Here is a 12,083-nt window from a genome sequence, read left to right on the forward strand (position 1 = left end):
AGCCCCGTCGGGTACCCGCCGTTCACGACACCGCTCCCCGCTGCGCGGCGACGACGTCCGCGAGGCACGAGATGACGGTGTGCCATCCCTCCCCGAGGTGATCGACGGGCTCGACGTCGGCACCCGATCCGAGCCGCACGTGCGCCGTGGTCGCCAGCGCGATCGCCACGGCGTCACCGGCGCCGCGCGCCGTGGCGCGAGCGCGCTCCAGGCGTTCGTCACCGCGCTCGACGTCGACCGCCAGCAGCGCGCCCCCGGCGGCGACCTGCGCGATCACGACGTCGAGGTACGTCGACGTCTCGTCCGCGACCACGGAGTCGGCATCGACCACCGCCTCGTCGACCATGCCCGACATCGCGGACGCGAGGGCACGCACGCAGCGCAGGTACGGGGTGTCGGAGCGCACCTCGATCAGCTCGGCGAGCGCGCCGTCGGCGTCGCCGACCTGGCAGCGCCCGAGCGCGAGGTGGATGCGCGCCTCGGAACCGTCGGAGTGCATCGAGCGTGCCCGGTGCACGGCGACCTCGGCCAACGACACCGCCCGAGCCCCGAGGCCGAGGTGCCCAGCCGTCCCCGCGGCCGCCACCGTGGGGATCGCGAGGTCGCCGAAGGTGTCGGCCATCGACATCGACTCCTCGAGGGTTCGCTCGGCCTCCTGACCCCGTCCGAGCGCCGCCAGGGCGCGCATGCGCGGAGCGAGCGCCTGGACGATGCCGAAGCGGTCGTTCAGGTCGCGGAAGCCACCGAGCGCCCGCCGCGAGAGCTCCTCGGCCTCGCTGAAGCGCCCCGTCCACAGACGGATCGACGCGAGCAGCGCGTCCATCATCGCCGGTCCCCACAGCTCACCCAGCTCGACCGCGTCGCGCCGCACGGTCGTCGCCAGCTCCTCGGCATCGGCGAAGCGCCGCTCGAAGAAGTGGACGTAGGCGAGCAGCCCCATCGCCCACCCGGTGCCGCTGCGGTCCCCGAGGTCGTCGAACAGGCCCGACGACAGCACGAGCCGCTCCTCGGCGAGCTCGGTGTCGCCGGACAGGAACGCGACCCACGCCTGGTGCTGGCGGATCCAGGCCAGCTGACGTCGGTCGTCGTCCTCGGCGGCCATCTGCTGGGCCTCGGCGAGGATGCGCTCGGCCTCGGGGAGCGATCCGCCGAACACCTCGACGAAGCCACGGTCGCTGAGCGAGGTGATCAGCTCGCGCCGGTCGTCCACCGACCGCAGCAGCTCCACGCTCCTCGACAGCTCGTGGCGCGCGGTCTCGATGTCGCCCTGCTGCTGGGCGATCACGCCGACCAGGCGACGCGCGATCGCCTCACGGCACACGTCGCCGGCCGCGACGGCGGCCTCGAGGACCGCGCGCGCGTCCTCCTCGGCGGCACCCGACCGGCGTCGCTCGAGAGCGGCGGTGGCGCGCAGCAACCGGAGGTGGAGCACCGCCTCGGCGATCTCGCCGGTCCCGGTGCCGACCACGAGATCGGTCCCGGGATCGGTCTCGGTCGGCGAGTCCCGCTCCGTCGGCAGCAGCGCCAGCGCCCTGCTCGCCTGGTGCATCGCCTGCGCGAACGCGCCGACGTCGAGGGAGCGCTCCGCGGACCGCGTGAGGAGGTCGACCGCGATCTCGGCGATCCCGTCGTCGACCCCGACGACGGGCCCGATCTCGGCGACGAGCTCGGCGGCCGCGGCGGCGTGGTGCGCCCACTGGTCGATCGGCCCCACCTGGCCCGCACGCATCACCGACGCGACGCCCGCGTGGCGCTGGGCACGCGCCGACTTGGTCAGCGTCTGGTACGCGACCTCGCGGACCACGTCGGAGCGGAAGCCCCACCAGCCGTCGTCGATGTGCAGCAGGCCGAGGCGGTCGAGGTCGTCGAGGTCGTCGGGGACGAAGGGCTGGCTCATCTCCTGCGCGAACTGCTCGAGCGCGGCGAGGGGACCCGTCGATCCGAGCACGGCGGCGTTGTCGATCACCTGGCGCTGCGACGTCGACAGCGCGTCGAGCCGCGCGGCGATCAGCGCTCGGAGCGAACCGGGGAGCTTCGTCTCCCCCGGCCGATCCCGGGTCACCTCGGCGAGCTGGGTGAGGAACAGCGGGTTCCCGCCGCTGCGCTCGAACAACCGGTCGACGAGGTCCGGCGAGACCTCCTCGCCGAGCACCGACCGCACGAGGCGCTCGGACTGCTCGCGGGTCAACGGGTCGAGCGGCATGCGCAACGAGATCGGGCGCTCCTGCGCCGGCGGCCAGTCGATCTCCGCGTTGTCGCGCTGGGCGGTGACGAGCAGCACGGGTCGATCGGCCAGCGAGCGGGCGAGGCGGGCCAGCAGCTCGAGCAGCATCGAGTCCGCCCACTGCAGGTCGTCCATCCAGACCACCACCGGCGCGCCCTGCGAACGCCGGTGCACGCCCTCGACGACCACCTGCATCAAGATCTCGCGCGCCTGGCCCGGTGCGACCTCGTCGAGCTCGGACGGGAGGCCGAACAGGTGCGCGGCACCCTCCACGAAGCGCTGCAGGCGGGGATCGGAGGAGTCGAAGCCGTACAGCTCGAGACCCTTCTCCTCGACGATCGCGCGCAACCGTTCGGGGGACTCGTCGGCGCCGGCGGGGATGAGCTTCTGGAGCGCGGTCGCCATCGGCGCCCACACGTTCGTCTCGCCGTACGGGGCGCAGGTCCCCGAGAAGACCACCACCCGCGGACTCGGGAAGCGCGAGAGCGCCTCCTCCACCAGGCGGGTCTTGCCGCTGCCCGCCTCGCCGGACACGGCGACCACCGCTCCCTCCCCGTTCACGACGAGGTTCGTGACCGAGTCGAACAGCTCGCTCTGGCGCACCCGGCCCACGAAGGGCAGGTCGTGGCGCGTCACCGTGCGGGTCGGGTGGTCGGCCAGGCCGGTCACGTGCCAGATCTGCTCGGCCTGGTCGCGGCCGCGCACCGTCGTCGACGCCACCGGGACGCGCTCGATCGACGGGGAGAGCTCGGCGGCCGTCGACGACCCGACGTACACCTCGCCCGGCGGAGCCATCGACTGCAACCGCGAGGCGACGTTGACCACGTCACCCATCGCGGTGTAGTCGTCGAGACCCGAGGTGCGCCCGACGACGACCTCACCGGTGTTCACGCCGATGCGCAGGAGGAACGGCCGGCCGAGGTCGTCGTGCGACGACACGTAGCGCTCGAGCGCCCGGTGCATCGCCATCGCGGCGCGCACCGCCCGGTCGGGATCGTCCTCGTGGGCGATGGGGGCCCCGAACAGCGCGAGGATGCCGTCGCCGAGCACCTTGTCGACGCTCCCGCCGAAGCGCTCGATCTGGGCGATGAGCCGCTCGAACGCACCGTCGACGAGCCTCTTCAGGCGCTCCGGGTCGAGGTGCTCCGACAGCGTCGTGTACCCGACGAGGTCCGCGAACAGCACGGTGACGACCCGGCGCTCCTCCAGCGAGTTCGCGCCGACCTCGTGACCGCAGAACGAGCAGAAGCGCGCACCGGCGGGCAGCGGTCGCGAGCAGGAGACGCAGGTCATCGGGTCGTGGAGGGTCGGATCGACGCGAGGGCGTTCCTGCGTCCACGACAGGGTACGGCTCGCTCCCGACCGGGCGGGAATCGCGTGTCGGACGACCGCTCGCGGCCGCCTCGGGCCCCGTCGCCGCCGGACGGGGAGAAAACCCTCGACCGACCACCCACGGGTGAGCCATGCTGCGGACCATGACCTCCGATCCGGGTGCCCCCGTCACGCCGTCCGGTCCGACGGGCCACGGCGACGCCCCGGTCCACGCCGCCGCCGCCGCCGGCGTCGTCGACGCGAGCAAGGTCTACGGCAGCGGCGGGGCCGAGGTGCGGGCCCTCGACGAGGTGACCGTGGCGTTCGATCGCGGGCGGTTCACCGCGATCATGGGGCCGTCCGGTTCGGGCAAGTCGACCCTGCTCCACTGCCTCGCCGGGCTCGACACCCTGACCAGCGGTGCCGCCTACGTCGGCGACACCTACCTCGCGTCGCTCGACGACGCGGCGCTCACCGAGCTGCGCCGGACCCGGATCGGCTTCGTCTTCCAAGCGTTCAACCTGATCCCCACGCTCACGGCCGAGGAGAACATCCGGCTCCCGCTCACCCTCGGCGGCGACGAGGGCGATCGTGAGTGGATCGACACCGTGATCTCGACCGTGGGGCTCGCCGATCGCCGCGACCACCGGCCGAGCGAGCTGTCGGGTGGCCAGCAGCAGCGCGTGGCGGTGGCCCGGGCGCTCGCGTCGCGCCCCCAGATCGTGTTCGCCGACGAGCCGACCGGCAACCTCGACTCGACGACCGGTGGCGAGATCCTCGAGTTCATGAGCTCGGCGGTGAGCGACCTCGACCAGACGATCGTGATGGTCACCCACGACCCGGTCGCCGCGTCGTTCGCGGACCGGGTCGTCTTCGTCGCCGACGGCCGGCTCCAGAGCGAGATGGACGACCCCACGTCCGACCGGATCCTCGAGCGGATGAAGCAGATGGACCGCTGACGTGGGGGCGACGTCGCTCATCGCTCGGCGCAGCATCCGGTCGCGCCTCGGACGCACGATCGTCATCGCGCTCGCGGTCACGGCGAGCGTCTCGTTCGTGGTCGGGTCGTTCGTCCTCGCCGACAGCCTCCGGGCGACCTTCTCGAACCTGTTCGACGAGCTCGCCGAGAACGTCGACCTCGAGGTGCGCAGCGCCGAGGCGTTCGACACCGGAGCCCAGGGCGCCCAGCGCGATCCGATCGACCCCGCGATCGCGCAGCGCATCGCGGCGATCGAGGGGGTCGCCGGGGTGGAACCGACCGTCACCCGCTACGCGCAGGTCCTCGACTCCGACGGCGAGGCCCACGCCCCGCAGGGAGGACCGACCCTCGGGGTGTCGTGGGAGCCCGACGCCGGGCTCCAGGCGATCTCCGTGCGCGACGGCGACGCGCCCACCGGGCCCGACCAGGTGGCGCTCGACGCCGCCACGGCCGACGCCATCGACGTGGCCGTCGGCGACGAGGTCGCCTACGTGACCGACAACGGGCGCTTCACCGCCACGGTGGCGGGCACGATCGGCCTCGGCGACACCGACGGCTTCGCCGGCGCGTCGGTCCTCGTGACCGATCTGGACACCGCGCTCGCGAGGTTCACCGTCGACGGGCGCGTCGACGCGATCGACATCGGCCTCGAACCGGGGGCCGACAGCGGCCGCCTCCGGGAGCGGATCGAAGCCGAGCTCCCGCCGCGCACCGAGGTGATCACCGGTGAGCGACTGGCCGAGGAGGCCGCCGACGGGCTGGACACGTTCGTGAGCGCGTTCGGGACGGGGCTGCTGATCTTCGCCTTCGTCACCGGCTTCGTCGCCGCGTTCATGATCAACAACATCTTCCAGATCACGATCGGCCAGCGGCTGCGCGAGCTCGCCCTGCTGCGCGCCGTCGGTGCGTCCGGTCGCCAGGTGCGCAGGATGATCGTCCTCGAGGCCCTCGCCCTCGGCGTGGTCGCGACGGTGGTCGGCTCGGTCGCCGGTCTCGGCGTGGCGCGCGGGATCGTCGCGCTGTTCAACGCCGCCGGGGCCGGGTTCCCCCCGACCGGGACGGTCGTGCAGCCGCGGACCCTGCTGGTCGCCGCCGTGGTGGGCATCGGGATCACGGTCGCCTCGGTGTTCGTGCCGGCGCGGCGGGCCGCGTCGATCCCGCCGGTCGCGGCGATGCGCCCCGAGCTCGGGTACGGGTCGCTGAGCGCCGGTCGCGTGGTCGGGGGACTGGTCGCGCTCGCGCTCGGCGTCGCCGCCCTCGGCGTCGGGCTGTTCGTGCGTCCGGGGTCGACCACCGCCTGGGGCGCCCTCGCGGGGGTCGGCGCCGTGGTGATCTTCCTCGGCGTCGCACGCGTCTCGTCGGTCATCGCGGGACCGGTGGCGCGTGCGATCGGGTGGCCGGTCGAGAAGGTGCTGAAGGTGCCGGGCAAGCTGGCGCGCGACAACGTCGTGCGAGCTCCGCGCCGGACCTCGTCGAGCGCGTCCGCGCTGATGATCGGCGTCGCCCTGGTGAGCGCTGCCGCGGTGTTCGCCGCCTCGCTGCGGGCGAGCTTCGTCGCCACCCTCGAGACGACGATCCAGGCGGACTACGTGATCGACGATCCGAGCTTCCAGGGACTCTCACCGATCGTCGCCGAGACGCTCGCCGAGGTCCCCGAGCTCGGGGCGGTCACCCCGGTGCGCGCCGTGCAGGGAGAGGTCGACGGCGTCCGCAAGGACTTCGGCGCGGTGGACGGCGATGCCTTCGCGCTCCTCGTCGACCCCGGGGTGGAGGAGGGGGGGATCGCCGACCTCGGCCCGGACGAGGTGCTCGTCCAGGCCGACCCCGCGCGCGACCTCGGCCTGGAGGTCGGCGACGCCATCGACGTGACGTGGCAGAACGGCCGCGAGGGGTCGCTCACGGTCGCCGCGATCTACGAGGACTCGACCTTCGGGAACTGGTTGATCGGGCTCGACACCCTCGAGCGGGTCAGCGACGCCCCGGTGCGTGACTTCTTCATCCTCGCGCAGCTCGCCGAGGGGGTGAGCGCGCAGGACGGTGACGTCGCGGTGGACGCCGCCATGGAGCCGTTCCCCCAGGCGAACGTCCAGACGAACGCGGAGTTCCGCGAGTCGCAGGAAGCTCAGATCGACCAGCTGCTGGTGGTGATCACGATCCTGCTCGCGATGGCGATCCTGCTCGCCGTGTTCGGCGTCGCGGTGACGCTGGCGCTCGGCGTCTTCGAGCGGACGCGCGAGATCGGGCTCCTGCGGGCGGTCGGGATGAACCGTCGCCAGCTCCGGCGCTCGGTCCGCTGGGAGGCGGTGATCGTCGCGACGTTCGGGGCGATCGTCGGGATCGTGGTCGGCACGCTGCTCGGCGTCGTGCTGTCGAGCGCCGTGCCCGACTCGGTGATCAGCCGCTTGGCGTTCAGCCCGCTGATCATCGTCGCGATCCTCGTCGGGGCGGTCGTCGCCGGCCTCGCCGCGGCGGTCTACCCCGCCTACCAGGCCGCCGACATGGACGTCCTCGACGCCATCGCCACGGAGTGACGCGTCGCGCCTCCCCGGACCGCCATCCGACGTCGTGCCCACCCGGGTCTGACGCCGGGCGGACGTTCGGTGTAGACCGGGGTCATGGCGCTCGACGTGGAGGATCTGGACGACGACGTGGTGACCTTCCTGCGTGAGCGGCACCTCGCGACCCTCACGACGCTGCGCGACGACGGGTCACCCCACGTCGTGGCCGTCGGCTTCAGCTACGACGTCGGAGCGCAGGTGGCCCGGGTGATCACCTGGGATGCGTCGCAGAAGGCGGTCAACGCGTCGCGCATGGAGCAGCGGGGCCAGCGCGCGGTCGTGTGCCAGGTCGACGGCGGACGCTGGCTGGCGCTCGAGGGGCCGGTCCGCCTGGTCACCGACCCCGAGGGGGTGCGACCCGGCGTCGACGGCTACGCCGAGCGCTACCAGCAGCCGAAGGACCGGGACGACCGAGCGGTCGTGGAGATCGACGTCGACCGGATCCTCGGCCGGGGCTGACGCGACCTCAGACAGCGTCGCGGTTCCACGGGAGATCCGCGAGGAACCGCTGCGCCGCCGGGTGGGGGTCCATCACCGGCGTGTCGTCGGGCTCGGTGCGGGTGCGTGGATCGAGGTGGGTCTGGCACGCAGGGCACCAGTAGAGGATCCGGTTGTGCTGGCCCATCCGCGTCCGGTCGACCGTCCCGGCGCAGCGCGGGCAGCGCTGCCCGTTGCGCCCGTACACCGCGAGCCCGCCGCGCACGTCGTTCGCCGTCACCCGGCCGGAGTGGTGCAGGTTGGCGCGCAGCTGCGACGCTGCCGTGTTCACCAGGCGCACCGCGTCGGACTCGGTCAACGCCCGCACCGGAGCGAACGGGCTGACCCCGTTCGCCCAGAGGACCTCGCAGCGGTAGACGTTGCCCACGCCGCACATGACCCGCTGGTCGAGCAGCACCTCGCCGACACGGGCGTCGCCGTCGGCGTACGACAGCAGGAGGTTGACGACGCGCGCGAGGTCGGCGTCGGGCCGGCACAGGTCGGGCCCGAGGCGCCCCATCCCGGGGTGGCGACGCTTGTCGGGACGCCGGTACGTCTCGACGACGGGGGCGTTGAAGCACACCGCCACCCAGTCGCTGTTCTCGATCGACGCCCGCATCTGCTGGTAGGGCCGCCGCCAGCGCTCCCCCTGGCGGTACACGTGCCACGATCCGGACATCCGCATGTGGGTGTGCAGCACCATCGCGTTGTCCCACTCGATCTCGAGGTGCTTGCCGTGGCTCTCGACCCTCTCGACGGTGCGACCCGCCTGCGGGACCGGCCCGACGAGGCGGGGGGCGTCGAAGCGGACCATCGCCTTGCCGCCGAGCGCCGTGCGCAGCGCACTGGCGGCTCGGTGGATCGTGTCTCCTTCGGGCATCTGCGGCCCCAACCTACGCGTTCCGCGGGCCCCGGGCGCGGATCCGGACGACGATGTCCGGCCCGGACGGACATCGCCCCGCGGCGGGGTCGGGCGGCGCTCGCGACCCGGCCCGGACGGGGGGTCGCGACACCGTCCGGAGCGCGTCAGGGCAACTTGCCGACGTGGGCGAGGGCGAGTCGGATCAGCCGGTCGTGTCCGCTGGTCATCGACTCGCGCACCTCCGCGCTGACCGCCTCCTCGGGGGAGAACCACGTCAGGTCGAGCGCCTCCTGCGTGGGCTCGCAGTCCCCCTCGACGGGCACGACGTAGGCGAGCGACACGGCGTGGTGGCGCGGGTCGTAGAAGCCGGAGCGATCGGGGTTGGGGAAGTACTCCACCACCGTGAACGGGGTCGGGTTCGCCGGCACCCGCGGGAACGCCATGGGGCCGAGGTCCTTCTCGCAGTGCCGCATCAGCGCCTCGCGCACCCTCTCGCCGAACTGGACGCGCCCGGTCACGACCATCCGGCTGATCGTCCCGTCGGCCGCGACGCGCAGCAGCATCCCGATCTCGGTGACGTTGCCGAGCGAGTCGACGCGCACCGGCACGGCGTCGACGTAGACGATCGGGACGTTGGCGCGCACGAGCTCGAGGTCCTCGGGGGACAGCCACCCCGTCGTGGTCTGCGTGGTGGCACCGTCGTCGTACTCGCTCACAGCGCACGATGATCCCACGTCCGGGGCCTCCCGGACGGCATCTCGACGTCGGACCACGACATCTCCCCGTCGCTCCACGGCGCGCCACCTACGCTGCGACGTCGATGGACGTGTTCGTGGACTCCGAGACCGGCCCACTGCGCTCGGTGATCGTCGGCTACCCCGACAACTTCCTGCAGGTGGACGCGGAGATCATCAACGAGGCGCAGCGCCGGTGGTACGACGGACCCGACGCCCCGACCGCCGAGACCGTGACCGCGCAGATCCGGGGACTGGTCGACGAGCTCGTCTCCCGGGGAATCGAGGTCCACCAACCCCACCCCCTCGACTACGTGCCCGACCAGATGATGACCCGCGACATCGGCGTGGTCATCGGCCGGACGTTCGTCGTCACCACGATGGCGGCGCGCAGCCGACGCCACGAGTGGCGGGGGTACGCGCACCTCTTCGAGCGCTTCGGCGAGGACGTGAAGGTCCTCTTCGGGCCCGAGGACCTGGTCCTGGAGGGGGGAGACATCGTGGTGGACCGGGGGAAGGTGTTCGTCGGGATCGGCCAGCGCACGAACCTCGCGGGGGCGGCGTGGCTGATGCAGCTCGTCCCCGATCACGAGATCGTGCCGATCGCGCTCACCGGGCTGGCCGAGGGCGAGGACGTGCTCCACCTCGACTGCTCGTTCCTCCCCGTCGGCGACGGCCACGCGCTGATCTACCGCGACGGGTTGCGCGACCTCCCCGCGGCGCTGCGCGAGACCTACGAGCTGATCGAGGTGACGCGCGAGGAGCAGCGGATGCTGGCGACGAACGTGCTCTCGCTCTCCCCGAGCTGCGTGGTGTCGCGGCCCGAGTCGGCACGGATCAACGACGAGATGCGGGCGCGGGGCATCGAGGTCGTGGAGCTGGCGTACTCCGAGCCGCCCAAGACCGGTGGCAGCTTCCGCTGCTGCACCCTCCCGCTCCACCGCGCTCGGACGTGAGCGCCCACGACGCCGAGCGGTGGGACCGCCGCCACGCCCGCGCCGACCCCCCGTCGCCCGCACCCCCCGACGCGCTGGTCGCCGCCGGCCTCGGTGACGCCGCTTCGCTCGCGAACGTGGTCACGCACGCTCACGTGGCGGGTCCGTCCGATCGACGCCGAGCGCTCGACGTCGCGTGCGGCGCCGGGGCCGTGGCCGCGTGGCTCGCGCAGCGGGGGTGGTCGGTGGTCGCGCTCGACGTGTCGGAGGTCGCGCTCGCACGGGTGCGCGCCGCGGCTGACCAGCTCGGCGTCGCGAGCTCGATCGACACCCGCCGGGTGGATCTCGACGCCGGGCTCCCGGCGTCGCTCGGATCGTTCGAACTCGTCGTCTGCCAGCGCTTCCGCGACCCCGACCTCCACCCGGCGCTCCTCGAGCGCACCGCGGTCGGCGGGATCTGCGCGATCACCGTGCTGAGCGAGAGCGGAGCCGACGACCCGGGACCCTTCCACGCTCCCGCCGGCGAGCTGCGGACCGCGCTCGCGGGTGCCGGGGTCGAGGTGCTCCACCACTCGCAGGGCGGGGGGAGCGAATCCATCGTCGTGCGCCGGCGTGGAGGCACCGTCACCTGAGGAGCATCCGGATGGATCCACGATGCGGAACGATTCTGCATCGTGGACCGGACGTGAGTTCGCGAGTACGCTCGCGCGACGGCTCGCGCGGCGGGTCCGTCGAACGGGAGGAGGCGCTCCGTGGCGCTCGCAGCACGCATGGGTCGGCTCGGCACCGAGACCGCCTTCGCGGTCTCGGCGGCCGCCGCCGAGTGGGGCAGCCGGGGCAACCGGGTGTACCCGTTCCACCTCGGCGACATCGACCTCCCCACCCCGGCGAACATCGTCGAGGCGATGGACCGGGCGATCACCGACGGGAAGACGGGGTACTGCCCGGCCGCCGGGATCCCCGCCTTGCGCGAGGCCCTCGCCGACGACATCGGGCGCGCCCGTGGGATGGACATCGGCGCCGAGCGGATCGTCGTCCAGCCGGGCGGCAAGCCGGTGATCACCAAGTTCACCCAGGCGCTCGTCGACCCCGGCGACGGGGTGCTGTTCCCCAACCCCGGCTACCCGATCTACGAGAGCCAGATCGAGTACTACGGCGCGACCCCGTTGCCCTACCGCTACGTGCCGACGACCACCGGGTTCGCGATCGACCTCGACCAGCTGCGTGAGCTCGCGCCGTCGGCGACCGCGCTCGTCTACAACGACCTGCAGAACCCGCTCGCGTGCGAGAGCTCCGACGAGGAGCGCCGGGCGATCGCGGAGATCGCGATCGAGAACGACCTGTCGGTCCTGTCCGACGAGGCGTACTTCGAGATGCGCTACTCCGGGCGATCGCGCTCGATCGCATCGCTCGACGGGATGGCCGAGCGGACCGTCATCCTCTACACCTTCTCGAAGCGCTTCGCGATGACCGGGTGGCGGCTCGGGTGCGCCGTCGCGCCACCCGAGATCGCGACGGCGATGGCGAGGATCAACACCAACGACGAGTCGTGCACCACCCACTTCGTGCAGGAGGCCGGCGTCGAGGCGCTGCGCGACCCCTCCGGCGCGGCCGCCCTCCTCGACGAGCTCCGTGCCCGGCGCGACGCGACCGTCGCCGCGCTGGCCGAGGTCCCCGGGGTGTCGTGCGCGACCCCCGAGGCGACGTTCTACGTGTTCCCCGACGTCACCGAGGCGATGGCGATCACCGGCCACGACGACGTCGCGGACTTCGCCACCGCGGCGCTGCGCTCGACCGGGGTGTCGTTCTGCACGCGACGCCACTTCGGCCGACCGCGACCCGGCGAGACGACCGAGCACGTCCGCTTCGCCTACTCCGGCATCGGGACCGACGACATCTCCGAGGGGCTCGGGCGGCTCGGCGAGTGGATCGGGTCGCACCGGTGACGATGCCGCGGACGGCCCCGATGCCGCCGAGCGCGTCGATGTTGCCGACGACGGCGG

9 protein-coding genes are annotated in these 12,083 nt (G+C 72.8%); 6 read left to right on the forward strand and 3 right to left on the reverse strand.

The window, feature by feature from the left end; all coding sequences use genetic code 11:
- Window positions 1-22: 22 nt before the first annotated feature.
- Window positions 23-3,517 carry an ATP-binding protein gene (locus ACOOHC_RS14635; protein ID WP_420451144.1) on the reverse strand — a complete coding sequence of 1,165 codons (3,495 nt, stop codon included), beginning with the start codon at window positions 3,515-3,517 and terminating at the stop codon, window positions 23-25.
- Window positions 3,518-3,699: 182 nt separating this feature from the next.
- Between ACOOHC_RS14635 and ACOOHC_RS14640 the strand changes: the two genes are divergently transcribed.
- The 3 genes from ACOOHC_RS14640 (at window position 3,700) to ACOOHC_RS14650 (ending at window position 7,531) form a co-directional block, all read left to right on the forward strand.
- Window positions 3,700-4,494, forward strand: a complete 795-nt coding sequence (locus ACOOHC_RS14640) for an ABC transporter ATP-binding protein (protein WP_420451145.1) — start codon at window positions 3,700-3,702, stop codon at window positions 4,492-4,494.
- A gap of 1 nt (window position 4,495) precedes the next feature.
- Window positions 4,496-7,045: an ABC transporter permease gene (locus ACOOHC_RS14645; RefSeq protein WP_420451146.1), complete on the forward strand. Its 2,550-nt coding sequence runs from the start codon at window positions 4,496-4,498 to the stop codon at window positions 7,043-7,045.
- 84 nt (window positions 7,046-7,129) lie between these two features.
- Window positions 7,130-7,531: a pyridoxamine 5'-phosphate oxidase family protein gene (locus tag ACOOHC_RS14650; protein WP_420451147.1), complete on the forward strand. Its 402-nt coding sequence runs from the start codon at window positions 7,130-7,132 to the stop codon at window positions 7,529-7,531.
- Window positions 7,532-7,538: 7 nt separating this feature from the next.
- On the opposite strand, the gene ACOOHC_RS14655 is transcribed toward ACOOHC_RS14650, so the two are convergent.
- On the reverse strand, window positions 7,539-8,429 hold the full coding sequence (locus ACOOHC_RS14655; protein ID WP_420451148.1) for an Fpg/Nei family DNA glycosylase: 891 nt from the start codon (window positions 8,427-8,429) through the stop codon (window positions 7,539-7,541).
- Between the two features lie 146 nt (window positions 8,430-8,575).
- Window positions 8,576-9,127, reverse strand: coding sequence for an NUDIX hydrolase family protein (locus tag ACOOHC_RS14660; protein ID WP_420451149.1), 552 nt, complete (start codon window positions 9,125-9,127; stop codon window positions 8,576-8,578).
- Between the two features lie 104 nt (window positions 9,128-9,231).
- Here ACOOHC_RS14660 and ACOOHC_RS14665 point away from each other — a divergent pair, with 104 nt between their 5' ends.
- The 3 genes from ACOOHC_RS14665 (at window position 9,232) to ACOOHC_RS14675 (ending at window position 12,026) form a co-directional block, all read left to right on the forward strand.
- Window positions 9,232-10,101: a dimethylarginine dimethylaminohydrolase family protein gene (locus ACOOHC_RS14665; protein WP_420451150.1), complete on the forward strand. Its 870-nt coding sequence runs from the start codon at window positions 9,232-9,234 to the stop codon at window positions 10,099-10,101.
- Window positions 10,098-10,712 carry a methyltransferase domain-containing protein gene (locus ACOOHC_RS14670; RefSeq protein WP_420451151.1) on the forward strand — a complete coding sequence of 205 codons (615 nt, stop codon included), beginning with the start codon at window positions 10,098-10,100 and terminating at the stop codon, window positions 10,710-10,712. The genes ACOOHC_RS14665 and ACOOHC_RS14670 overlap by 4 nt, the downstream gene beginning before the upstream one ends.
- 120 nt (window positions 10,713-10,832) lie before the next feature.
- Window positions 10,833-12,026, forward strand: coding sequence for a pyridoxal phosphate-dependent aminotransferase (locus ACOOHC_RS14675; protein WP_420451152.1), 1,194 nt, complete (start codon window positions 10,833-10,835; stop codon window positions 12,024-12,026).
- The last annotated feature ends 57 nt before the right edge of the window (window positions 12,027-12,083 follow it).

It is taken from the genome of Ilumatobacter sp. (genome assembly GCF_965215205.1).
Taxonomy (GTDB): domain Bacteria; phylum Actinomycetota; class Acidimicrobiia; order Acidimicrobiales; family Ilumatobacteraceae; genus Ilumatobacter_A.